Source organism: Thiomonas sp. FB-Cd (assembly GCF_000733775.1).
In the GTDB taxonomy this organism is placed as follows: Bacteria; Pseudomonadota; Gammaproteobacteria; order Burkholderiales; family Burkholderiaceae_C; genus Thiomonas_A.
Window position 1 is genome coordinate 882,556 of the sequence record NZ_JPOE01000002.1, and the last position, 20,708, is coordinate 903,263.

Annotated in this window: 25 protein-coding genes and 1 pseudogene; 5 read left to right on the forward strand and 21 right to left on the reverse strand. The window is 63.3% G+C overall.

Going from position 1 to position 20,708, the window contains the following annotated elements; genetic code table 11:
• Positions 1 to 6: 6 nt before the first annotated feature.
• The 4 genes from CD04_RS21385 to CD04_RS0104335 all read right to left on the reverse strand — a co-directional run bounded on the left by CD04_RS21385 (position 7) and on the right by CD04_RS0104335 (position 3,001).
• Entirely contained in the window at positions 7 to 873 is an 867-nt protein-coding gene (locus tag CD04_RS21385) for a DUF3014 domain-containing protein (RefSeq protein WP_197033014.1), read from the reverse strand.
• Positions 874 to 1,036: 163 nt separating this feature from the next.
• Positions 1,037 to 1,459 (reverse strand): molybdopterin-binding protein, encoded by a 423-nt coding sequence (locus CD04_RS0104325; protein WP_031404564.1) that lies wholly within the window; start codon positions 1,457 to 1,459, stop codon positions 1,037 to 1,039.
• A gap of 402 nt (positions 1,460 to 1,861) precedes the next feature.
• Positions 1,862 to 2,272, reverse strand: coding sequence for a DoxX family protein (locus CD04_RS0104330; RefSeq protein ID WP_031404565.1), 411 nt, complete (start codon positions 2,270 to 2,272; stop codon positions 1,862 to 1,864).
• Between the two features lie 99 nt (positions 2,273 to 2,371).
• Positions 2,372 to 3,001 carry an NADPH-dependent F420 reductase gene (locus CD04_RS0104335; protein WP_031404566.1) on the reverse strand — a complete coding sequence of 210 codons (630 nt, stop codon included), beginning with the start codon at positions 2,999 to 3,001 and terminating at the stop codon, positions 2,372 to 2,374.
• Between the two features lie 164 nt (positions 3,002 to 3,165).
• On the opposite strand from CD04_RS0104335, the gene CD04_RS0104340 reads away from it, so the two are divergent.
• The 3 genes and pseudogenes from CD04_RS0104340 to CD04_RS25170 all read left to right on the forward strand — a co-directional run.
• Positions 3,166 to 4,122 (forward strand): LysR family transcriptional regulator, encoded by a 957-nt coding sequence (locus CD04_RS0104340; protein WP_081857797.1) that lies wholly within the window; start codon positions 3,166 to 3,168, stop codon positions 4,120 to 4,122.
• A gap of 54 nt (positions 4,123 to 4,176) precedes the next feature.
• Positions 4,177 to 4,341 (forward strand): hypothetical protein, encoded by a 165-nt coding sequence (locus tag CD04_RS23555; RefSeq protein ID WP_156030086.1) that lies wholly within the window; start codon positions 4,177 to 4,179, stop codon positions 4,339 to 4,341.
• Positions 4,334 to 4,762, forward strand: a pseudogene (locus tag CD04_RS25170) (mechanosensitive ion channel family protein); the annotation flags it as partial. The gene CD04_RS23555 and the pseudogene CD04_RS25170, both read left to right, overlap by 8 nt.
• An 85-nt stretch (positions 4,763 to 4,847) precedes the next feature.
• Here the strand turns inward: CD04_RS25170 and tnpA are convergent.
• Positions 4,848 to 5,261: an IS200/IS605 family transposase gene (gene tnpA, locus CD04_RS24395; RefSeq protein ID WP_031404568.1), complete on the reverse strand. Its 414-nt coding sequence runs from the start codon at positions 5,259 to 5,261 to the stop codon at positions 4,848 to 4,850.
• Positions 5,262 to 5,284: 23 nt separating this feature from the next.
• Between tnpA and CD04_RS0104355 the strand changes: the two genes are divergently transcribed.
• Together CD04_RS0104355 and CD04_RS0104360 are read left to right on the forward strand one after the other, a co-directional pair.
• Entirely contained in the window at positions 5,285 to 6,562 is a 1,278-nt protein-coding gene (locus tag CD04_RS0104355; RefSeq protein ID WP_031404569.1) for an RNA-guided endonuclease TnpB family protein, read from the forward strand.
• Between the two features lie 102 nt (positions 6,563 to 6,664).
• Positions 6,665 to 7,006: a mechanosensitive ion channel domain-containing protein gene (locus CD04_RS0104360; protein ID WP_197033016.1), complete on the forward strand. Its 342-nt coding sequence runs from the start codon at positions 6,665 to 6,667 to the stop codon at positions 7,004 to 7,006.
• A gap of 85 nt (positions 7,007 to 7,091) precedes the next feature.
• Here the strand turns inward: CD04_RS0104360 and thiE are convergent, their stop codons facing one another.
• The 16 genes from thiE to CD04_RS0104440 all read right to left on the reverse strand — a co-directional run bounded on the left by thiE (position 7,092) and on the right by CD04_RS0104440 (position 20,691).
• Positions 7,092 to 7,757 (reverse strand): thiamine phosphate synthase, encoded by a 666-nt coding sequence (gene thiE, locus CD04_RS0104365; protein WP_031404571.1) that lies wholly within the window; start codon positions 7,755 to 7,757, stop codon positions 7,092 to 7,094.
• Complete coding sequence (thiM, locus tag CD04_RS0104370; RefSeq protein WP_031404572.1) at positions 7,754 to 8,587, reverse strand: hydroxyethylthiazole kinase; 834 nt, start codon at positions 8,585 to 8,587, stop codon at positions 7,754 to 7,756. The genes thiE and thiM overlap by 4 nt, the downstream gene beginning before the upstream one ends.
• A gap of 47 nt (positions 8,588 to 8,634) precedes the next feature.
• Positions 8,635 to 8,826 carry a 4-oxalocrotonate tautomerase family protein gene (locus tag CD04_RS0104375; RefSeq protein ID WP_031404573.1) on the reverse strand — a complete coding sequence of 64 codons (192 nt, stop codon included), beginning with the start codon at positions 8,824 to 8,826 and terminating at the stop codon, positions 8,635 to 8,637.
• 12 nt (positions 8,827 to 8,838) lie between these two features.
• Positions 8,839 to 9,627 (reverse strand): 2-oxo-3-hexenedioate decarboxylase, encoded by a 789-nt coding sequence (dmpH, locus tag CD04_RS0104380; RefSeq protein ID WP_031404574.1) that lies wholly within the window; start codon positions 9,625 to 9,627, stop codon positions 8,839 to 8,841.
• Positions 9,624 to 10,670, reverse strand: a complete 1,047-nt coding sequence (gene dmpG / locus CD04_RS0104385) for a 4-hydroxy-2-oxovalerate aldolase (RefSeq protein WP_031404575.1) — start codon at positions 10,668 to 10,670, stop codon at positions 9,624 to 9,626. Before dmpG ends, dmpH begins: the two co-directional genes overlap by 4 nt.
• A 68-nt stretch (positions 10,671 to 10,738) precedes the next feature.
• On the reverse strand, positions 10,739 to 11,662 hold the full coding sequence (locus CD04_RS0104390) for an acetaldehyde dehydrogenase (acetylating) (protein WP_031404576.1): 924 nt from the start codon (positions 11,660 to 11,662) through the stop codon (positions 10,739 to 10,741).
• Positions 11,663 to 11,741: 79 nt separating this feature from the next.
• Complete coding sequence (locus tag CD04_RS0104395; protein WP_031404577.1) at positions 11,742 to 12,539, reverse strand: SDR family NAD(P)-dependent oxidoreductase; 798 nt, start codon at positions 12,537 to 12,539, stop codon at positions 11,742 to 11,744.
• A gap of 12 nt (positions 12,540 to 12,551) precedes the next feature.
• On the reverse strand, positions 12,552 to 13,334 hold the full coding sequence (dmpE, locus tag CD04_RS0104400) for a 2-oxopent-4-enoate hydratase (RefSeq protein ID WP_031404578.1): 783 nt from the start codon (positions 13,332 to 13,334) through the stop codon (positions 12,552 to 12,554).
• 7 nt (positions 13,335 to 13,341) lie between these two features.
• A complete protein-coding gene (locus CD04_RS0104405) occupies positions 13,342 to 14,202 on the reverse strand; it encodes an alpha/beta fold hydrolase (RefSeq protein ID WP_031404579.1) in 861 nt (286 codons plus the stop codon).
• A 13-nt stretch (positions 14,203 to 14,215) separates the two neighbouring features.
• On the reverse strand, positions 14,216 to 15,727 hold the full coding sequence (locus tag CD04_RS0104410) for a 2-hydroxymuconic semialdehyde dehydrogenase (RefSeq protein ID WP_031404580.1): 1,512 nt from the start codon (positions 15,725 to 15,727) through the stop codon (positions 14,216 to 14,218).
• A gap of 124 nt (positions 15,728 to 15,851) precedes the next feature.
• The gene (locus CD04_RS0104415; RefSeq protein WP_031404581.1) at positions 15,852 to 16,301 is read right to left on the reverse strand and encodes a heme-binding protein; all 450 of its coding nucleotides are present in this window, start codon (positions 16,299 to 16,301) and stop codon (positions 15,852 to 15,854) included.
• Between the two features lie 21 nt (positions 16,302 to 16,322).
• The gene (locus CD04_RS0104420) at positions 16,323 to 17,267 is read right to left on the reverse strand and encodes a catechol 2,3-dioxygenase (protein ID WP_031404582.1); all 945 of its coding nucleotides are present in this window, start codon (positions 17,265 to 17,267) and stop codon (positions 16,323 to 16,325) included.
• Positions 17,268 to 17,283: 16 nt separating this feature from the next.
• The gene (locus tag CD04_RS0104425) at positions 17,284 to 17,640 is read right to left on the reverse strand and encodes a 2Fe-2S iron-sulfur cluster-binding protein (RefSeq protein WP_031404583.1); all 357 of its coding nucleotides are present in this window, start codon (positions 17,638 to 17,640) and stop codon (positions 17,284 to 17,286) included.
• Between the two features lie 2 nt (positions 17,641 to 17,642).
• Complete coding sequence (locus tag CD04_RS0104430; protein ID WP_031404584.1) at positions 17,643 to 18,707, reverse strand: NADH:ubiquinone reductase (Na(+)-transporting) subunit F; 1,065 nt, start codon at positions 18,705 to 18,707, stop codon at positions 17,643 to 17,645.
• Positions 18,708 to 18,765: 58 nt separating this feature from the next.
• Positions 18,766 to 19,122, reverse strand: coding sequence for a phenol hydroxylase subunit P4 (locus CD04_RS0104435; RefSeq protein WP_031404585.1), 357 nt, complete (start codon positions 19,120 to 19,122; stop codon positions 18,766 to 18,768).
• 18 nt (positions 19,123 to 19,140) lie between these two features.
• Positions 19,141 to 20,691: an aromatic/alkene/methane monooxygenase hydroxylase/oxygenase subunit alpha gene (locus CD04_RS0104440; RefSeq protein ID WP_031404586.1), complete on the reverse strand. Its 1,551-nt coding sequence runs from the start codon at positions 20,689 to 20,691 to the stop codon at positions 19,141 to 19,143.
• Positions 20,692 to 20,708: the final 17 nt, after the last annotated feature.

Here is a 20,708-nt window from a genome sequence, read left to right on the forward strand (position 1 = left end):
GGCCGTTCAGGGCTCAGTGCGAGGCGATGAGGCCGGCGTGGCCTGCAGGTGCTGCATAAGCTCCGCCTTGATCTGCCGAAGCCAGGATTTCACGGCCTGCTCGTTACGCAAGCCCATGCGCATGAGGATCTTTTGTCCGGCTGAAGCCGACTCAAGGGTGGAGTCAGCATAGGTGTACAGCACATGCGGCTGCGCCAGCAGGATCGGCGCTTGGGGCTCGGGGGCTGCGAGCAAATTATCGATCACCACGAGGAGTCGCGCGTTGAAGTTTCCGCTCGGGTAGCCCAATTCCTTGTATGCCTGCTCAAAAAGCGGGTAAAAATCAAGATAGACCGAAACCAACCGCTGCGCGCCGAGGCTTTGCAAGATTTGCAGATACGGCGCATAGCGCGCGGCGTTGCCTTGCGCGATCGCCAGTGTGGCGCCATGGCCCGAAACCTGGAAGCTTCCCGGCACGGGTTTGACAGGCCAGGCCTGGACCGGGGCCTGCTGTCGCGGCAGGTTATCGAGGGTTGACACGATGTGCACGATCAGCCTGTGCGGCACGACCCATTGCGCGAAGGCCGACCTGCCAATGATGGATTCGATGGCCTTGCCGATCGCCGAGTCACTGTGTTCGAGTGTGGGCAATGACGCGCTTGTTGCTGGCACTTGCAGTTGAGGCTGCGCAGCCGAAACGGCGTTCGACGCGCCACGCGTGACGGGGACCACGGGCATGGCTGGTGCGGAGGCCGCAGGTGGGGTGCCTGCCGTGCGCTGGATGGCATATTCGGTGAAGTGAACCACACGCTCCCAGTTCAGGAGCGCAAGGACGATCGCCGTCACGACTACGATCATCGCCACGATTTCCACAGAGTCGACTTTTCTCATCATCGCCATCCTGGTTCGAAATGCAATGCGGCGCACAGTGCCTGGTCGTCCCCCAGCCGGCGCGGCCCGGCGGCCTCATCGATTGAACGGTGCGGCCGGCTGCGGGGTCGCCGGTTGCCACTGCGGATCCAGCCCATGGTCGGCAATGATCCCACAAGGGAAAAGATCAATCCACCGCGAGAATCACATGGCTGGCCTTGATCAGAACGCCCACCGCGTCGCCGACCTTCAGGGCCAGGTCTTTCTCACTGCCCTTGGTGATCATGACGACGAGTTCGGGGCCACCGGCCACCTGCACCACCACTTCGGTCTCGACGGCGCCGGTGACGACGGATTTGACCGTTCCAGCGAGGTGATTGCGTGCCGAGGTCTTGGGCAGCGGCCCGACCACGAGGATCGGCCACGACGCTTTCACGAGCGCGAGCACCCTTTGCCCGGGACTCAAGCCCAAGGCGCGCGCGCTTTCCTTGGTCACGATGGCAACGAGTTTTCCCCCGGCCTGGAGATCGAGGATGACTTCGCTGTTGACCGCACCGTCGTGCACAGCACGAACGGTAGCCTGGAATTGATTGCGAGCACTGGTTTTCATGGGCCTGATCTCCTGGTTCGAGTCACGCGCTGCCGCAAAGCGCCACAGCGACAATTCTCCATGCCGCCCAGACCATGCCGAGGGATAACCTGGACGAAGGCAGCATGCCAACGCGCCTCAGTGGCCAGGAAGCCGGCCAGCCCGGCTGGGCGCGTGTCCGTAGGCCACCGGGACCTCACTGAGCATAAGGCGCTGGCCGATCCTGTCAAGGACTGGACCACCGATGTGGACAGCACCGTTTCGGCATCGCCCCGTTGCCCCCGCCCGGCACGTCACCCAAGCCAGTCGAGCTGATCGCCGGTGCCCGGCGCGGCCCTCGGCCCTCAAGCGCGGCCCGGCAGGGCCGGGGCTGTGGATGTCTGCAGCTGCTCGCCCGGGCGGCTTTCGGGAGGCAAGGTCCCCTCAGTTGGCACCGCGCTGTGTCGGCTTGAGCGCCATGGCACCATCGCCAAGCAGGTACAGCACGATCAGGCCAACGGTCCAGAAGGCGGGGTACTCCCAGCCGCCGCCCTTGTTCGTAAACAGCCAGCCGTTGCCGCCGTGCACGAGCACGATCGTGCCGAGCATCTCAAGGGCTAACGGCAGCGCCACCCAGGGGGCATAAATACCCAAAATCAGCGCCAACCCGCCGAAGAACTCAAGCGCGATGACGGCGTAGGCCGCGATTGCAGGCAAGCCGAGCGAGGCGAAATAGCCAACGAAGCCGGGCACGGTAAAGACAAAAATCTTCAGCCCGACATGGGCCAGGAACATGATGCCGAGGCTTACGCGCAAAAGCAATGCGGCGTAAGGGGACGTGGATGTCTTGATCATGATGATCCTTTGCGTCAAAAAATGCGTAGATGGAATGCGTAGATGGAATGCGTATCGACCGACTTGGGGCTGCGAGTCGGTCGACCAGCGGGCGGTAGGTCAAGCCTTGCGTAACCATGTGGGTGCAATGCTGGTGCCAAGGCCGGCGCCGTAGCCCAGGTAAATGTTCAGGCCCGCAAGCGGCTCCAGGTAGCGTGCGTTCTTCAGTGCCCCGGCATCGATGACATCGAACCCCATGGAGCGCGCCATCGTCTCCACCGTTTCCTTGGCCTTGGCGTCATCGCCGGCGATGAACGTCGCAACCTTCTTGCCATCGCCAAAATCGGCACCCGCGGCAAGCACCTGCGCGAACACCGTATTGAAGGCCTTGACGATCTGCACGTTCGGCACAGCGCGCGCAATTTCCTCGGCAGCCGATGTCGTGTGTCCCAGTGTCAGACCCATATAGTCATCCGTCAACGGGTTCGTAATGTCCACGACGACTTGTCCCGCGCCCGGGGCAACCGCACGCAAGGCGCTCACCGCGTCGGGGTAAGCCGTTGCCAGAACGATGAGTTCGCTGCCCGTTGCCGCGTCTGCAGCAGCGGCAGCGCGCGCGCCATAACGGGCCGCAAGCTGGCTCGCCTTGGCGGCGTCGCGTCCCGTGACGATGACCTGATGGCCGGCTTTGGTGAGTTGTTGAACGAAGGCCGAGCCCATGTTGCCCGATCCAATAACTGTGATTTTCATGACGTTTCCTTTGTGAAGTTTCCATCGGTGGCACCGGCCTGACTTGCGCTGGCAAGTCCAAACAATGCACACCATGGAAAGGACTGTAGGCGGCAGGAATCCAAGGAAACAGATGGCGCGGCGCAATTTATCATTACGATAACCGTAACAATCAATCAAACTTTATGGATATTTCCCACGCGATGCGCGTTCTGGTCCAGGTCGTCGATTCGGGCAGTTTCGTGCGCGCAGCCGACGCCTTGGGTATGTCCAACGCCGCGGTCACGCGCCAGATCGCATCCCTTGAATCGCACTTGGGCGCGCGGCTGCTCCATCGCACGACGCGCCGCCTTTCCCTGACGGACGCGGGTGCCGAGTTCTGTGCGCGCAGTCGGGTGATTCTGGAAGAAATCGCCGAGGCCGAGGCGGTGGCGGGCGAGGGCTCGGCCCAGCCGTTCGGACTTTTGCGAATTTCCGCGCCCCTATCGTTCGGCCTGATGCAACTGGCCCGATTCCTTCCGGGTTTTCGCGCGCGCCACCCGCAGTTGCGCCTTGATATCGATCTGTCGGACCGCGTCGTCGACTTGGCCAACGAGGGCGTTGACGTGGCGCTGCGCATTGCCAGCAAGCTCGACGACAATCTCGTCGCCCGCCGCATCGCCCCGGTGAGCATGGTGGTCTGCGCCTCACCGGATTACCTGAAGCGCCGCGGCACCCCCAAGGTCCCAGCCGAGCTTGTCGATCACGCCACGCTGAGTTTCAGTTACCTGTGGGCGGGCGACGAGTGGCCATTCACGGATGCAAACGGCGATCTCACCCGCGTCAAGGTCAGTCCCGCGGTGCACGCGACCAACGGGGACCTCCTGCGCGAACTTGCCGTGGCTGGCGGCGGAATCATCATGCAGCCGACGTTCATCGTCGCATCCGAACTGGAGCGCGGCACGCTCGTGCCGATTCTGGCGGAGTACCAAACACTCGAGCTGAGTCTGTTTGCCGTATACCTCAGCCGTCGTCACCTTTCGAACAAAGTCAGGGTGTTCATCGACGAACTCGTGAGTGCGATCGGCGAAGACGCGCCACGCGGACACCCAAAGCCTCGCGCGAGCGCCAAGCGTCCCAGCGCTTCGTTGCGCCGCGTGTAACCACTGGTCGTGAGCGCTGGCGTGCCGTCTGCGTCATCGACTATGCTGGCTGGCATGCATCGCTTCGATCAGTCCGATGAGCTCAACTGCCAAAGAGAGTTGGAGGTGCCGTTCAAAAGAGGATTCGACGCCACCGGTTGCGCCGCGCAATATATGACCGTGCGCTGGCGCAAGCCGAGTTGCAGCCGAAGCCGTGATCGGGGCAGCGCTGATGATTGATCAACTCCAAAACGTGGGCCATGTGCAAAGCGTGGTCATCGACCTGGCGATCGAATTCGGCCCGAAAGTGCTGGTTGCGATCATCATCATCGTGTTCGGCTATTTTGCCGGCGGGTGGGTCGGCCGGATCGCGCAGCGCAGCCTACACAGGTTTCATCTTGAGCCACCGCTGAACCAGCTAATCGTGAGAATCGTGCGCGCCAGCGTGCTCGCACTCTTCACGATCATGGCACTGGAAAATCTGGGGGTGGAACTCCTGCCGCTGATCGCAGGCCTCGGGGTGGCCGGTGCGGGTGTCGCGCTCGCAATGCAGGGCGTGCTCGGCAATGTCATGGCTGGACTAACCATCATCTTTACCAGGCCGTTCCACGTGGGCGATTACATTTCGATCGTGGGCAACGAGGGCACGGTGGCGAACATCAGCCTGTTTACCGATTGGCGCGAAAAGCCCCGACGTTCAGGCCGGGGATGGATAGCGCGGAGTCCGAAGGACTCCTTTCCTGCCGTTAAGTCGGAGTCGACTGTTGCTCGATGTACTGGCGCACGATGGAGATGGGTGCGCCGCCACAGCTTGAGGCAAAGTAGGACGGCGACCACAACACGCCCCTCCAGTAGCGTTTTTCGATGTCGGGTCTTTCCTTGCGCAGCAGGCGACTGGACACGCCCTTGAGGCTGTTCACGAGATTGGAGACGGCGACCTTGGGCGGGTACTCGACCAGCAGATGCACATGATCGTCTTCGCCGTCCATCTCGATGAGTTGCGCCTCGAAATCGGCGCAGGTCTTGGCGAAGATGATGCGTAGCCGTTCGATGGCGTCGCCATCGAACACCTTGCGGCGATATTTCGCCACAAAGACCAAATGCACATGCATCTTGAAAACACAGTGCCGGCCGTGTCGAATATCGTTGTCATCGCTCATAGACCAAAAGTATAATGCAACACATGCAGCGCCTCCAAGCCTTCAAATACGAACTCATGCCGACCGGCGAACAGCAGCGCCAGATGCGCCGCTTCGCGGGCTCGTGCCGGTTCGTGTTCAACAAGGCGCTGGCGTTGCAGAAGGAACGCTTTGATCGCGGCGAGAAGAAGCTGGGCTACGCCGGGATGTGCAAGCTGCTCACCGAGTGGAAGGCGGTGCCGAAAACGCTCTGGCTGAACGAAACACCAAGTCAAGCCTTGCAACAGGCGCTCAAGAATCTGGAACGCGCGTACAAAAACTTCTTCGAGAAACGCGCCGACTTCCCGCGCCTCAAGAAAAAAGGCCAGTCGGACAGCTTGCGCTATCCGCAAGGCGTCAAGCTCGACCAGGCCAATGCCCGCGTCTTCCTGCCCAAGCTCGGGTGGCTGCGCTACCGCAAGAGCCGAGACGCGCTCGGCGCATTGCGCAACGTCACCGTCAGCCTCTCGGGGAGTGCGTGGTTCATCAGTATCCAGACCGAACGCGAAGTCGAGCAACCAGCGCCAATTTCAACAAGCGCCGTTGGCATCGACATGGGCATCGCGCGCTTTGCGACGTTCTCGGACGGGGCGTTCATTGCGCCGCTGAACAGCTTCAGGAAGCACGAAGCGCGGCTGCGCCGCTACCAGCGGGCAATGAGCCGCAAGGTCAAATTCTCAAAGAACTGGAGCAAAGCCAAGGCGCGTGTTTCGCGCATTCAATCCCGCATCGGCAACGCCCGCCGCGACTTCCTGCACAAGGCCACGACCACGATCAGCCAAAACCACGCGATGGTGTGTATCGAGGACTTGCAGGTACGCAACATGTCCAGGTCTGCGGCGGGGACTGCTGAAAAGCCGGGACGAAGCGTTCGGGCCAAGTCTGGCCTGAACAAATCGATCCTCGATCAGGGCTGGGCCGAGTTCCGCCGTCAACTGGACTACAAGCTCCAGTGGAGCGGCGGGTATCTCATTGCAGTTCCACCGCAATACACCAGCCGCACCTGTCCGCATTGCGGCCACCTCAGCGCCGACAATCGCAAGACGCAAGCGCGGTTTGCGTGCGTTGCGTGCGGCTTCGAGGAACACGCCGATCTCGTTGGCGCGATCAACATCCTTTCTCGCGGGATTCAAATGCTGCGAGACGAAGGGCAGGACACGGCGCACGCTTGCGCCGGGTGCGTGAGCACAGCCCGGATCGCCTGTGAAGTGAGCGGTGCAGCAAGGCCGCCAGCAGCAGGAACCCACCGAAGCGACTCAGGAGCGGCTCAATGCCTCGCCTGAGCGCCGTAGGAATCTCCGCCCTTCCCGCGCAAGCGGTGGCCGAAGGCCAAGGGCGGGGAGGATGTCAACACGGTGCTCAGCCACACGGATCACTCACAGGTCGTGATCCCCAATCGCAAAATCGTGGGCGAAATCCTTCACAACTATGGAACGATCCGCCAACTCGACATCCACGTGGGCGTCGCCTACGACACGGATCTGGACAAGGTGCTGGCCGCAGTCGACGAGGTGCTGCGCGCAAATTCACGCGTACTGCAAGATCCTCGGCCTGTCGTGACTGCCAACATGCTCGCGCCTTCCTCGATTTCCATCGCGGTCAAACCCTGGGTGGCGGTGCCGGACTACGGCCAGGCCCACGGCGAAATCACCAAGGCCGTCGTCGAGACGTTTCGCCTGCGCGGCATCGTCATCCCGGTCTCGCAAGCCGCTGTGCAGATTTCCTGACGGGGGTTTGCAGGCGCAACCGCTTGACTTGCCACCGTGTGGCGCCACCCGCTGATGCAGCAGGCCCGAGCGCGTCGACGCCGGGTCACGACGGGTGCATGCGCCCGTGTTCCTCGATCACCGCCATCAACTGCTGCGATGCCTTTCGCGGGTCGGGCGCGGCGAGAATCGCGCTCACCACAGCCAATCCGTCAGCACCCGACGACAGGGCTGCCGCTGCATTGGCCAGCGCGATGCCCCCAATGGCAACAAGCGGCAGGGATGTCAGTGCGCGAATTGCCACAAGTCCATGCAAGCCCAACGGAGTGGCTGTATCGACTTTGGTTCGTGTGGGAAACACGGGGCTCACGCCCAGATAGTCAACGGGCACGGCGCGCTCCCCAACGCGCCTGGCATCGGCCACCGACTCCACGGAAAGCCCAATCAGTGCGCGGGGCATGTGCTCCCGGATCACTTCGGGCGGCATGTCCGACTGGCCGACATGCACACCGTCGGCCCCGCACGCCAGCGCAATGTCGAGGCGGTCATTGATGATCAGAGGCACCGGACTCGGAGCCTCCGTCAGGACTTCCTTGAGCAAGTGGGCACGCGCCAGAAACGCGCGTGTGCCCAACGACTTCTCGCGCAACTGCACGCAAGTCACACCGCCTTGCACCGCAGCGCGCACCACGTCAGCCATATGGCGATTCCCGCAGGACGCTGAATCGGTGACGAGGTAAAGCCTGAAGATCCGTGGGTCAACACCAGTCATGCGTGCAGCATCATGCGCAGCCGGGCGGCGAAGGTTTCTTCTTCAAGCAGCTGCAAGCCGTCCAACAGCGCGATCTGGTACGACCCCACGCCGCCTCCGACGGCCTGCACCCGCTCCGCCGCCCATTCGCCCACCACCCCCAAATACGCCATCGCCGCGATGGTGGCTCGCCAGGAATCCGGTTGAACCGCAGCGAACGCTCCAATCATTGCAGTGGCCGAACAGCCCACCCCGGTGACTTTGGTCATCCAGGGATGGCCATTGGACAACGTGGCCCAACGCCCTGTTGAATCCACCACGTGATCATCCGCCCCTGAGACGCAGACCACCGCACCCGTGGCCTGGGCAAGGTCGCGCGCGGCCTGGACGGCCTCATGCGACGACGCCGCGCTATCGACGCCGCGTGTCGCTCCCGACAACCCCGCCACGCTCATGATCTCCGAGGCATTGCCGCGCACGATGGTGGGCGGGCCGGCCTCGACCAGCTCGGCCAGGGATCGATTGCGATAGGCGGTGGCCCCGGCGCCCACGGGGTCAAGAACCACGGGAATCCGGCGCCCGAGCGCCTTGCTCATGGCCAGCTTCATCGCGCGCACCCATGCGGGCTCCAGCGTGCCGATGTTCAGAACGAGGGCCTGGGCGATCCCGGCCATGTCCTGGACCTCCTCCTCGGCATGGGCCATGACCGGTGATGCACCCAGCGCCAGGAGCACGTTGGCATTGAAATTCATCACCACGAAGTTGGTCACGTTGTGAATGAGGGGGGCGCGCTCGCGCACGGCCAGCACATCGCCCCAGAGGCCTTCGATCGTCAATGGAGGGTTCCGCATGGCGCTCAGTTTAGCGCCGAGCCCCCAAAGCACGGGGCCTGCCAGCCTCAGCGCCCCCGTTTTTTCGCGCTCTGCCCGGCGATTCCAAAATGCTCCTTGGGCATTTCGATGATCAGCACCCGCACAGACTCCATGGGTGCGTCGATGGCGCGATGAATCGCTTCGCTGACCTCGGCGATCAGCCGCTCCTTTTTCTCCGCGTCGCGGCCTTCCAGGATGTACAGATGAGCAATGGGCATGAACGTCTCCAGTCAGATAAAACGCATCCCGGTCGACCCCATGCCCTGCACCCGCAGCGTCACGTTGTCGCCGGCCTTGACAGCCACCGCTTCGGTGATGCCGCCCGACAGGATGAGGCTGCCCGCCGGGATGGTCTCGCCGCGCGCGCTCAGGTGATTGGCCAGCATGGCCACCGCGGCGGCCGGATGGCTCAACACCGCCGCGCCCGCCCCAAAAGCCACCGGTTCGCCATTTTTCTCCAGCACGACACCCACGGTGCGCAGATCCACGCCGCTTGCGGCCATCGGCTGGCCACCGACGACAAAACGCGCAGCTGACGTGTTGTCGGCCACGACACTCTTGAGGTCAAACTTGAAGTCGCGGTAGCGGCTGTCGATCACCTCGATGGCGGGAATGACGAAGTCCGTTGCCGCCAGGACACTGCCCAGATGGCATCCAGGACCCTTGAGTTCATGCTTCGTCACAAATGCGATCTCGGGCTCGACCTTGGGGTGGATGAGCTCCCCGACCTTGCAGGTACCGCCGTCCGGCACGGAGAAGCTGTCGAGCAGATAACCGAACACCGGGGTGTCCACGCCCATTTGCCGCATCTTGGCATGGGACGTCAGTCCGGCCTTGAATCCGACCATGCGCGCCCCGCGCTGCAACTGGCGGCGCCGCATGGCATGCTGCACGGCATAGGCGTCATCCCAGTCCATATCCGGGTGGGCATCCGTGATCTTCAGGGTGTCGTGCGCTTGCATTGCGCAGTCGTCCAGAAGCTGCGCAAGCGCCTCGATGGTCTGCGAAGACAGCTTCATGCGGCCACCTTTTGCGCGCCTTGCTGGCGCTGGCGCTGAAGCGTCAATGCCGTGTCTTCAATCATGTCTTCCTGGCCGCCCACCATGCCACGGCGGCCCAGCTCCACCAGGATGTCCCGTGCCGGCACCCCGTATTTCTTCTCGGCGCGCTTGGCAAACAGCAGGAACGAGCCGTAGACCCCGGCATAGCCCAGCGTGAGCGAATCGCGATCGATGCGGATGGGAAAGTCCATCATGGGCACGACCAGGTCTTCGGCCACGTCCTCGATTTTCCACACATCGACCCCGGTCTGAATGCCCATGCGATCGCATACGGCAATAAACACCTCCATGGGGGTATTGCCTGCCCCCGCACCCAGGCCGGCCGAGGCCGCATCAATGCGACGTGCCCCACATTCCACCGCGACCAGGGAATTGGCCACACCCATCGCCAGATTGTGGTGGCCGTGAAAGCCGAGCTCCGTTTCCGGCCGCAGCGCCTCGCGCACCGCCGTCAGGCGCGCCTTGACGTCGTCGGGAAGCATGTAGCCGGCCGAGTCGGTGATGTAGATGCAGTTGGCGCCATAGCTTTCCATCAGCTTGGCCTGTTTGACCAGTCCTTCCGGGCTGTTCATGTGGCTCATCATCAAAAAGCCCACGGTGTCCATCTCGAGCTTGCGCGCCAGGGTGATGTGCTGCTCGGAGACGTCGGCTTCGGTGCAATGGGTGGCCACGCGGATGGTGTGCACACCCAGCGCGTGCGCCATGCGCAGGTGGTCCACAGTCCCAATGCCCGGCAGCAGCAGTGCCGAGACCTTCGCCTGCTTGAGCAGGGGGATGACGGCGCCGAGGTACTCCTCGTCCGTGTGGGCTGGAAAGCCGTAGTTGACCGAGGCGCCACCCAGGCCATCGCCGTGCGTGACTTCGATCAGCGGCACACCGGCCTCATCGAGGCCCTTTGCGATGGATCGCATCTGCTCGAGGGTCATCTGGTGGCGCTTGGGGTGCATGCCGTCGCGCAGCGTCATGTCGTGAACGGTAATGGTCGTGCCTTGGAGATTCATGGCCTGTGTTCCTTGATTCGGGTTGTCAATCGATTCGGTGGCGGTGTGGTGCAGCCGAAGGTGGCCACTCAGGCGGCCACGGGTTCCACCGGCGCGAGCTGGATGCGTCCGCTCAGCAGCTCCTCAGCAAACATTTCGGCCGTGCGCGCTGCTGCTGCGGTCATGATGTCGAGATTGCCGGCGTACTTGGGCAGATAGTCGCCCAGGCCTTCGACCTCCAGGAACACCGAGACCCGGTTGCCATCGAATACAGGGCCGTTGACCACCTTGTAGCCCGGCACATATTTCTGGACCTCCTTCACCATGGCCTCGATGGACTCGGCAATCTTGGCCTGGTCCGGCTTGGACTCGGTCAGGCAATGCACGGTGTCGCGCATGATCAGCGGCGGGTCAGCCGGGTTGATGATGATGATGGCCTTGCCCTGCCTGGCTCCGCCCACCTTGGCCACGGCAGCCGACGTGGTGCGGGTGAACTCGTCGATGTTCTTGCGCGTGCCGGGGCCGGCGGACCTGGACGAGACGGTGGCGACGATCTCGGCGTATTGCAGGGGCTGCACGCGCGACACGGCATACACCATGGGAATGGTGGCCTGGCCGCCGCAGGTGACCATGTTGACATTCATCTCACGCTTGCCGATATGTTCCTTCAGATTCACGGGCGGCACACAGTAGGGGCCTATCGCCGCGGGCGTGAGGTCAATCATCATCACGCCAAGTGCATTGAGCTTGTCGGAATTGGCCTTGTGTACATAAGCGCTTGTGGCGTCGAAGGCAATCTGGATGTTGTCGGCCTTGACATGCGGAAGCAGGCCGTCCACGCCTTCAGCCGTGGTCTTGAGACCGAGCTCGCGGGCTCTATTCAGACCGTCTGAGCTGGGGTCGATGCCCACCATCCAGACCGGCTCCAGAACGGGGCTGCGCATGAGTTTGGCCAGCAGGTCGGTGCCGATGTTGCCAGGGCCGATGAGGGCACAGCGAATCTTCTTGGTCATGGGGTACTCCTTTCAAATGGCGATAGAAATCAGGTTGCAGGTTGGGGCGGATCCGTCGTGGCAAGGCAGGCGCGGCGCCCTACCCGATGCAGCGCACCACGCCGCCTTCGGCGCGCACGGCCGCGCCGTTCATGGCTGCGGCCTGCGGGCTGCAGACGAATGCCACCACGGCGGCCACCTCCGCGGGGTCGATCAGGCGCTTGAGAATGGAGGTCGGACGGGCCTGGGCAAAGAAATGTTGGGTGAACGCCTCCGGGCTTTGCCCGTGCTCGGCAGCAAGCGTGGCGAAAAATGCCTCGACGCCCTCGGTGCGGGTCGGCCCGGGCAGCACGCTGTTGACGGTCACGCCCGTTCCGGTCGTCGTCTCGGCCATCCCGCGCGCCACGGCCAGTTGCGCCGTCTTGGTCATGCCGTAGTGCACCATCTCGGCTGGCGGGCACAGCGCGGATTCGCTGGAGATGAACACGATGCGTCCCCACCCTGCCCCCTTCATGCGCGGCAGATAGTGGCGCGAAAGCCGCACCCCGCTCATCACGTTGACCTCGAAAAAGCGCAGCCAGTCCTCGTCGCCAATGGCTTCGAAGGCCTTGGGCTCGAAGATGCCAAGGTTGTTGACGAGGATGTCCAGCGTGGGATGCTGTGCGGTGAGCGCCGCGCACCCCTCGGGTGTGCCGAGATCGGCCGCGCAACCGACAAGCTGGGCTTGCGCACCAAGCGTGGCCCGCAGGCGCTGCACGACGCCCTCCACCGTGGCAGCGCCACGCCCATTCACGATCACCCTTGCCCCTTCTGCGGCGAGAGCCTGGGCGATGGCGTAGCCGATGCCCGCGGTCGATCCGGTGACGAGCGCTGTTTTGCCGCGCAGTTGCAGGTCCACGATTGCGCTCCTTTACACGAAGCGCACGGCGCAGGAGCCGATGCCGCCGATCGATACGCGGAAGTTGTCGCCGGCGTGGACGGGTGCCATCGCCGCCAGCGCGCCGGAGAGAATGACCTCGCCGGCCTTCAGCGCAATCCCCAGGCGGCCGAGCGTGTTGGCCAGCCAGGCCACGGCATTGACCGGGGAGCCGAGCGCGGCGGCGCCCGCGCCGGTGCCGATGACCTCGCCGTTTTTCTCCAGCACCATGCCGCACGTGGACAGATCCACCTCGCACGGGCTCACGGCGCGATCGCCGAGCACGAAGACACCGCATGAAGCGTTGTCGGCCACCGTATCCTGGATCTTGATTTTCCAGTCGCGAATGCGCGAATCCACGATCTCGAAGCACGGCATCACGCATTCGGTGGCGGCCAGGACATCGGCATTGGTCACGCCGGGGCCCAGCAAGTCCTTCTTCAGGATGAAGGCAATCTCGCCTTCGGCCTTGGGCTGGATGAGACTCGACACGGCAATGCTTTGACCCTCCCCGTACACCATGCCCGAGAGCAGATAGCCGAAGTCGGGCTGGTACACCCCGAGCATGTCCATCACGGCCTTGGAGGTCACGCCGATCTTCTTGCCAACCACGGTCTCGCCCGCCTGCTGCCGGCGCTCCAGCATGCGTTGCTGCACGTGATAGGCATCGTCAATCGTGATGTCCGCGAAGCGGCTCGTCAACGGCTCGATGGTGCTGCAGGCGCACAGCGCCGCGTACAGCTCGTCGCCGAGGCTGATGATCTGTTGTGGGGACATGGGTGGATCAGGAATGGAGGGGTTGGGGTTCGGCGCTGCCGGCTTCAGCCAGAAAATTGCCCACCAGCTGGGCGAATCGCGCGGCATGCTCAATTTGCGTCCAGTGACCGCATTGGCCATACACATGCAACTGGGCGCGGGGAATCCAGGTTGCCAGCGTGAGCGAGTTGGCCAGCGGGATCACCTGGTCTTCGCGCCCGTGCACAACCAGGGTTTGATGCGGCAAACTGCGGATATCCGCCTCCGTGCTCGCCATCGCATCGACCCAGCGCTGGCGAGGAGCGGGGAACATGGCGGCAAAGGACTCCTGGAAACCCGGACGGATACTGGCGTCATAGCGCAGCTGAGCCAGTTCGTCCGTCGCCAGCTTCGGGTCAAACGCGAAGATGTCGAGCAGCTTGCGCATGGTCTGCAGCGATGGCGTGTAGCCCCACACCGCGTCCAGCCCCGGCGTGATCGGAAAATGCACGCCCACGCTGCCCATGAGCACCAGGCGACGCACGCGCTGGGGATGGCGGATGGCCAGCGCGAGTGCCAAGCCGCCGCCGAACGAATTCCCCACCAGATCGGTCTTGTCGATCCCCAGCGCGTCGAGCAAGCCCACAGCCTGCTCCACCCACGTCTCCATCGCGTAGCGCTGCCCCGGGGGCCGGTCCGTGTAGCCAAAGCCCACCATGTCGGGTGCGACCACCCGGGCCTGCCTGGCCAGGTCGGGCATGATCAGCCGCCAGTTGGCCCAGGCCGAAACCCCGGGGCCGGAGCCGTGGATGAGCAAAACCGGGTGTCCGTGTCCCAGGTCGTGGTAGTTGGTGCGAATGCCCGCTGCAACGATCGAATGCGCAACTTCGGGGTTGGTCCTTGAATCCATGGTCGGGCTCCGTTCAGAGTTTGATGCAAACGTTCTTGAGTTCCGTGTAGAACTCCAGCGAGTGCACGCCACCTTCGCGCCCGATACCCGACTGTTTGGCGCCGCCAAACGGTGTGCGCAGGTCACGCAGGAACCAGGAGTTGACCCAGGCAATGCCGACCTCGATGGCGGCTGCCACGCGGTGGGCACGCGAGAGATTGGTCGTCCAGATGGCGGTGGCCAAGCCGTACGCGTTGTCGTTCACACGCCTGATGACTTCGTCTTCACGGTCGAACGGCATGACCAAGGCACAGGGGCCGAAGATTTCCTCGCGGGCAATGGCCGATTCGTCGCCCAGCCCGGTCCAGATCGTGGGCTGCACCCAGGCGCCATCCTGAAGCTCCGCGGACATGTCCGGCACGCCGCCGCCAGTGATCACGGTGGCGCCCAGGGCCGCCGCCTTCTGGTAATACGACAGCACCTTGCCACGGTGCTCCTGGCTGATGAGCGGACCCATGCCGGTTGCGGGATCCTCGGGCGGGCCCAACTGCATATGTTCGGCGCCGTGCTTGAGCGCTGCCACAAAGCGCTCGAAAATCGGCCGCTCCACATACACGCGCTCGGTGCCCAGGCAAACCTGACCACAGTTGGCAAAGCACGAGCGCAGCGTACCCTCGATGGCTGCCTCGAAGTCACAGTCGGCAAACACGATGGCCGCATTCTTGCCGCCCATCTCCAGGCTCACCGGGCGCGCCCCATCGGCCGCAGCCTTCATGATGGCCGCGCCCGTGCGCGTCTCGCCGGTGAAGGTGATGGCATTGACGCCGCGGTGGGTGGTGAGGAATTCACCAGCCGAATCGGGTCCGAACCCATGCACCACGTTGTACACGCCAGGGGGCACGCCTGCAGCGTTCATCACCTCGCCCAGAAGCGCCGCCGTCTGCGGCGTCTCCTCGGAGGGTTTGACCACCACGGTGTTGCCGCACGCCAATGCCGGGCCAACCTTCCAGGTCATCAGCAGCAGAGGGAGGTTCCACGGGCAAATGACGCCCACCACGCCCACGGGGCGTCGCATGCTGTAATTGATCGCGCCCTGCCCATCGGGCGTGGCCATCTCGAAAAACTCGGTCGGGACATTCTTGATCATGTCGGCAAAGACCTTGAAATTGGCCGCGCCGCGGGGGATGTCCACGTGCCGGGCGAGGCTCATCGGCTTGCCGGTGTCTTCCACCTCGGCGGCGAGAAAGTCATCGAAGCGGCGGTTGATCCCGTCGGCGACGGCATACAGCAGATCCACGCGCTGGGCCACGCTCAGGCCACCCCACGGACCCTTGAGCGCTGCGCGCGCCGCGCGCACGGCGGCGTCCACCTGCTCGCGCCCGGCCTCCGCCACACGCGCCACCAGCGCATTGTTGAGCGGCGAGCGCTTGTCGAACCAGCGCTCGCCGGGTACGTACTGGCCGTTGATGAAGTGATGAATGGATTTGGGCGCGATCTGCGTGGCTTGCGCCGCGCGCGCCGTCGCTTGGGGCTCGGTGATCAGCATGATGGATGGATGGATCGTGAAATGGAAGGGATGGACCCTGCGCCGCGCAGACCCTGGGGCAAGCGCGACCGGGGGCGCAACGCCGGCATGACAAGGCGCTGCGAAAGCAGAGGTGAATTGGCCATCAAGGGGGCCCAAGCCCGAGGGCGTTCAGCGCCGCCCGGGCACAGTCTTCATCCTCGCTCTCGCTGCCGCCCGAGACCCCGATTGCGCCCACACGCTGCCCGCCCTCGACGATCGGCAACCCTCCGCCGAAGGCGACAAAGCGCGCGCGCAGAACCAGGCCCTGGCGCACGGCCTCGGAATGCGTACGCAGCGCCGTGCTCCAGCCACTTGTGGCCAGCCCGAAGCTGGCCGCCGTGTAGGCCTTGTCGATGGCAATGTCAATCGAGTGCAGTGGAGCGCCTGGCATGCGCAGAAATGCCGCCAGGTTGCCTGCGCAATCCACGACGGCGATGTTGACGCGTACGCCCAGCTGCTGCGCATGCAGCGCTGCAGCCTGGGTCATCGCATGCGCCGCCGGCCAGTCGATCAGACGGGCCTCGACGCTGTGCCGTGCGGGGCTTGGAGCCATCTCGGGACTTTGCATCGCGCTTCAGGTGTACACGTCGGTGAATGAGGCAACCAGCTCGCCGGTGTGATAGAAAATTCCCGCGCCCAGGTGCTCTTCGGTCCAGGTTGTCACCGGCCGATCGGGCTGTGCCAGATAGCCCAGCCCCGCGAAAGTCTCATTGCGGTTGCCGCTCGGGTCGAAGAAATAGATCGTCTCACCGCGGGTGATGCCGTGGCGCGTGGGTGCAACGTCGATCTTCGTCTTTGTCTTCGCCATCACATCGGCGGCCTTGAGCACGTCGTGCCAGGAATCGAGGAAGTACGCGATGTGGTGCAACCCATTGCGGGGCCCGCCGACGAAGGCAAGGTCATGGGGTGTGCTGGTGCGCGTGAGCCAGGTGGCGGCCTGAATGGCGCCGCCCGGGCCGACCATGACCTGCTCGACGAGATAGAAGTCCAGGCAGTCCCGCATGAACTGCGTGTTCTCGGCCACACGGTTGACGCCCGTCTCGGGATTGAGCTCGCACATAAGCAGGCAGTGATCGAGCCAATGCGCGCCGGCCCCCTTGATGTTGTCGGGCCAGGGGTCCGGATTGGTGGTGCCCACCTCGGTGCCGACGTATTCCTTCATCGCATACAGCCGCATCTCGTGGGTGCTGGGCAGGTTGAACTTGAGCATGCGACCGGTGGATGGCAGCGTGCCTTCGGGCAGCATCTCGGTCTTGATGCCATAGGCTTCGACGCGCTTTTGCAGGGCATCGAGATCCTCGTCCTTCTCGACCTTGTACGCCACGTGGTTCAGACCGGCCTGGTCTGACGGGGTGAGGATGAGGGAATACTTGTCCCATTCATCCCAGCACTTCATGTAGACGTTGCCATGTTTGTCTTCCATGGTTTTCTTCATGCCCAGCACGCTCTCGTAGTGCTTGACCGCTGCGGGCATGTCCATCACCCGCACGCTGGCATGTCCGATTCGCATCACACCCATGGTGCATCTCCTGTGTTTACTTGGTGGAATCCTGGTTCGCCGAACAGGCGAACCCCTTGAAAAACGGTTTTTGCAGCTTTCCAGCCACTTCCAGTTCAACCTCGCATTGGGGCGCCACCCGGCAAGCCAGGCAGTAACCGTCCTGCTCCTCCTGGGCGCTGACGTGCGCCCGGCTGATGGGGCCGAGCTTGTGGATCAACCCGCTGAGCAGGCGCACCTTGCAGACGCCGCAGCCCCCGCCCAGACAGCCCACGGGGATCCCCCGCCGGCCCAGGCGGGCCATCCCGGCAAGCAGGGACTCGGCCGGGGAACACGGAAACGATTCGCCCGTCTGCCGGATCCGGACCTGCACCTTGCGCTCGGCCTCGGTCATGGCTAGACCCTCTTGAACAGCGGGCTTCGCACCTGCTGGGCATCGGCGGCCGAGATGAATTTCTCGTGATAGATGTCGCGCTCGAACAGCCGCCCCTGCATGAGCGTGGTGATGCCCGCGTCGATCATGGCCGGAGGCCCGCACAAATAGGCCTTTTGCCCCGAAAAATTGTTCGAAAAATGGGCCTTGGCCACCTCGTGCACAAAGCCCCTGGCCACGCCCTCGGGTGCCTGGTTGTCCAGTTCCGAGAGCGCCGGCACGTAGGTGAAGTTGGGGTGCAGGCTGGCCAGATCGCGAAAGGCCTTGTCGTAGTACAGCTCAGCCGCGCTGCGTTGGCCATAGACGAGCGTGATCGGAAGCTCGCTGCCGCTTTGCAGCAGGTCCAGGATCATCGAGCGTGGGCTCGACAGACCGGAGCCGCCGGCCAGGAACACCATGGGCAAGCGGGCCGACTTGCGCACGAAGAACCGCCCATAGGGGCCCGACAGGTGCACCGTGTCACCGACCTGCATCTGCTCGTGGATGTAGCCCGTCCCCAGGCCCCCCGGCACCCGGCGCACGTTGAGTTCGATTTCGCCCGAGGCAGCGACGTCGGCTGGGGAGTTGGCAATGGAAAAAGCCCGGCTTTGGTGCAGACCTGGAATGCCCAACTGCACATACTGCCCAGCCTGAAAGTGCATCGGCTGATCAAGGCGCAGGTAAATGGCCTTGATCGTCGGCGTGAGCTGCTCGATGCGGGACACCTCGGCGCTGAAGTCCTTCACCGGAATGACCTCGGCGTCCGGCTCCTCATCGATGTCGGCCTCGATCACCGTGTCGGCCTGCAAGGTGGCGCAGCAGGCCAGCGCTTTGCCCTCTTCGCGCTCGAAATCCATCAAGGCAAACGGATTGGCGTCGCCGAGGTCTGCTTCGCCCTCGGCGATCTGCACCTTGCAGGTTCCACACAGGCCGTGGCAGCAGGCGTGGGGCAGGTAAATGCCGTGGCGCAACGCGGCATCCAGCATGGTCTGCCCCTCTTGCACCTCGATCGTGGCACCCAGGGGTTCGATGGTGAGTTGATAGCTCATGATGGCAAGCCAAGCGCCGGGGCAGACGCAGCCACCCCGACTGGCCATGGCAAAAGGTTCAACTGCAGGAGCCCTTGATCCCGGCAAGGCCCGGGGTCCGGAAGCGAATCACGTCCTTGTGCCCAAGGCCGTTGTCGGCCAGGCTCTTGGCCGGATCGGGCTTGAATGGCTTTCCGGACTTGAACCACTCGGCGGCGTTCCAGTCGATCTTGGCGAAATCCGGGTGATAGCCATAGATACCGGGGAGAATCTGCTGGGCCAGGGCGCCGAAGGGGGTGCTCGGCGGCAGCGGCAGGCAAAACGGCGCACAGAACATCAGATGGTCCTCCCATCCGATGTACAACAGCGGCGCGGGGAACTTCCCCACCGCGTCGCGCGCAGGAAAGGCGTAGGGCTTGGTGGCAGCAACGGTCATGATGGGTGTCTCCTTGCATCAGTTGCTCTGGGCCTGGCCTCGCCAGGCGGCGAAGTTCTTCTGGTCTTCCGAGCCCTCGAAATCGAAGTTGTCCCGCCCAACGTTCATCTCGTAGTAATCGAGCACGGCGAGCAGTGGATCGAATCCTTCGCGGGTCGGATCGGTTCCAGGCTTGAAGCAGTTGCCTTGATAGATCTGGTGCACGGGCAGCCAGGACTGGGAGTATTTCTCCGGCTCGTGGTCGAAGATTTCCTTGCAGTGGTCACTGCAGAAGTGGTACTTGTCGCCGAGGTAATCCGATTCGCGATAGCAGATCTTGGTTGCGTCTCCCGGCTCGGTGAACAGCAGCGGAATCTGGCAGGTCGTGCACAGCATCGGCAGCGTCTTGTTGGAGAAGCGATTGCCTTGCTGTGCCTGCTCGCGCCAGTACTCCAGGCGCGGCCGGTAGAGCTTGTCGAACGTGTTCGGATATTTCGCCGCAAGCCACGTCATTTCCTCGTCCGTGGGGATCCAGGTGTGCATCGGTGTTGCGGCGGTGTAGTTGTAGAACGTCGCCCAGGCCTGGTGGCTGATGTGGTCCTTGCCTTCGCACGCGTCTTTCCACCCCTTGGGCTCGCGGATGCCGTAGCGTGCGAGATCCTTGAACAGGGCGCCGCCGTTTTGCTCGGCGTAGATTTCCCACGCTTCCTTCCAGCTCATCACGCGCTTGGGCAGCATGTAGTCCATCATCATGGCCACGAGGGTCAGCACGCGGTACCCGCGCCAGAACCACTTGTCGATCCAGCGCTGGATGATCGGCACGTTGCCCGGATCCTGCTCCAGCATGAACTTGATGCACTCGATGCCCAGCGTCATGTGGCGCGACTCGTCGGACTGCGCGGAAAAGCCGAAGGTCACGGTGGACATGTCACCGTTGTAGGCCGCACCCGACATGAAGGGCACGAAAAGCAGGTTCGTCAGCACGTATTCGAACGAGAAACTCACTGCCGTGAGAAACTCGAAAGGCCCGGCGGTGTTGGCGTCCTCGAAGAACGACTTGGGCACCGACAGATACCAGACCCGGTCGAACCAATGGTTCGAGTGGTGCATGCCATTGAAGAACTTGTTGTAGGTCGAAAGCGCGTGCGTTTCGGTCTGGTAGTGGCGCAGTTCATCAACCGACTGCATCTGGCAGGCCACGCGGGCGCCCTCCCCCGTGAAGTGCCGTCCCACATGGGCAAAGCCCCTGTGTGCGTAGTACTCCAGCGGCGTGACGCCCTGGATGAAGAGCTTCAGCGCGTTGACGTAGCGGGCATCGGTGATCCCCAGAAACGCGTTGTTCTGGTTGAAGGCGTCGATAACGGCGTACAGCTTCTTTTCCTTCTCGCCCTGGTACTTCCAGTAGGCGTCCATCGTCAGACGGAACGGGTCTTCCCATTTGTCCCAGTCATGGATCTTGATGCCCTCATACCTGTCGTAGGGGAACACCTTGTCCATGGGCTGATAGGTGGTCTCCCAGCCCAGGCCGCGGGTCATCGCGGCGTAGCGGTCCTTCAGTCCAAGCTTTTTTTTCGGTACACGCGTGTCCATCTAGGGTCTCCTTGGGG

What these genes read in the sequence shown, in the direction of transcription:
- CD04_RS21385 (WP_197033014.1), bottom strand. Translation starts at nt 873, where the DNA reads ATGATGAGAAAAGTCGACTCTGTGGAAATCGTGGCGATGATCGTAGTC.
- CD04_RS0104325 (WP_031404564.1), bottom strand. Translation starts at nt 1,459, where the DNA reads ATGAAAACCAGTGCTCGCAATCAATTCCAGGCTACCGTTCGTGCTGTG.
- CD04_RS0104330 (WP_031404565.1), bottom strand. Translation starts at nt 2,272, where the DNA reads ATGATCAAGACATCCACGTCCCCTTACGCCGCATTGCTTTTGCGCGTA.
- CD04_RS0104335 (WP_031404566.1), bottom strand. Translation starts at nt 3,001, where the DNA reads ATGAAAATCACAGTTATTGGATCGGGCAACATGGGCTCGGCCTTCGTT.
- CD04_RS0104340 (WP_081857797.1), top strand. Translation starts at nt 3,166, where the DNA reads ATGGATATTTCCCACGCGATGCGCGTTCTGGTCCAGGTCGTCGATTCG.
- CD04_RS23555 (WP_156030086.1), top strand. Translation starts at nt 4,177, where the DNA reads ATGCATCGCTTCGATCAGTCCGATGAGCTCAACTGCCAAAGAGAGTTG.
- tnpA (WP_031404568.1), bottom strand. Translation starts at nt 5,261, where the DNA reads ATGAGCGATGACAACGATATTCGACACGGCCGGCACTGTGTTTTCAAG.
- CD04_RS0104355 (WP_031404569.1), top strand. Translation starts at nt 5,285, where the DNA reads ATGCAGCGCCTCCAAGCCTTCAAATACGAACTCATGCCGACCGGCGAA.
- thiE (WP_031404571.1), bottom strand. Translation starts at nt 7,757, where the DNA reads ATGACTGGTGTTGACCCACGGATCTTCAGGCTTTACCTCGTCACCGAT.
- thiM (WP_031404572.1), bottom strand. Translation starts at nt 8,587, where the DNA reads ATGCGGAACCCTCCATTGACGATCGAAGGCCTCTGGGGCGATGTGCTG.
- CD04_RS0104375 (WP_031404573.1), bottom strand. Translation starts at nt 8,826, where the DNA reads ATGCCCATTGCTCATCTGTACATCCTGGAAGGCCGCGACGCGGAGAAA.
- dmpH (WP_031404574.1), bottom strand. Translation starts at nt 9,627, where the DNA reads ATGAAGCTGTCTTCGCAGACCATCGAGGCGCTTGCGCAGCTTCTGGAC.
- dmpG (WP_031404575.1), bottom strand. Translation starts at nt 10,670, where the DNA reads ATGAATCTCCAAGGCACGACCATTACCGTTCACGACATGACGCTGCGC.
- CD04_RS0104390 (WP_031404576.1), bottom strand. Translation starts at nt 11,662, where the DNA reads ATGACCAAGAAGATTCGCTGTGCCCTCATCGGCCCTGGCAACATCGGC.
- dmpE (WP_031404578.1), bottom strand. Translation starts at nt 13,334, where the DNA reads ATGTCCCCACAACAGATCATCAGCCTCGGCGACGAGCTGTACGCGGCG.
- CD04_RS0104405 (WP_031404579.1), bottom strand. Translation starts at nt 14,202, where the DNA reads ATGGATTCAAGGACCAACCCCGAAGTTGCGCATTCGATCGTTGCAGCG.
- CD04_RS0104410 (WP_031404580.1), bottom strand. Translation starts at nt 15,727, where the DNA reads ATGCTGATCACCGAGCCCCAAGCGACGGCGCGCGCGGCGCAAGCCACG.
- CD04_RS0104415 (WP_031404581.1), bottom strand. Translation starts at nt 16,301, where the DNA reads ATGGCTCCAAGCCCCGCACGGCACAGCGTCGAGGCCCGTCTGATCGAC.
- CD04_RS0104420 (WP_031404582.1), bottom strand. Translation starts at nt 17,267, where the DNA reads ATGGGTGTGATGCGAATCGGACATGCCAGCGTGCGGGTGATGGACATG.
- CD04_RS0104425 (WP_031404583.1), bottom strand. Translation starts at nt 17,640, where the DNA reads ATGACCGAGGCCGAGCGCAAGGTGCAGGTCCGGATCCGGCAGACGGGC.
- CD04_RS0104430 (WP_031404584.1), bottom strand. Translation starts at nt 18,707, where the DNA reads ATGAGCTATCAACTCACCATCGAACCCCTGGGTGCCACGATCGAGGTG.
- CD04_RS0104435 (WP_031404585.1), bottom strand. Translation starts at nt 19,122, where the DNA reads ATGACCGTTGCTGCCACCAAGCCCTACGCCTTTCCTGCGCGCGACGCG.
- CD04_RS0104440 (WP_031404586.1), bottom strand. Translation starts at nt 20,691, where the DNA reads ATGGACACGCGTGTACCGAAAAAAAAGCTTGGACTGAAGGACCGCTAC.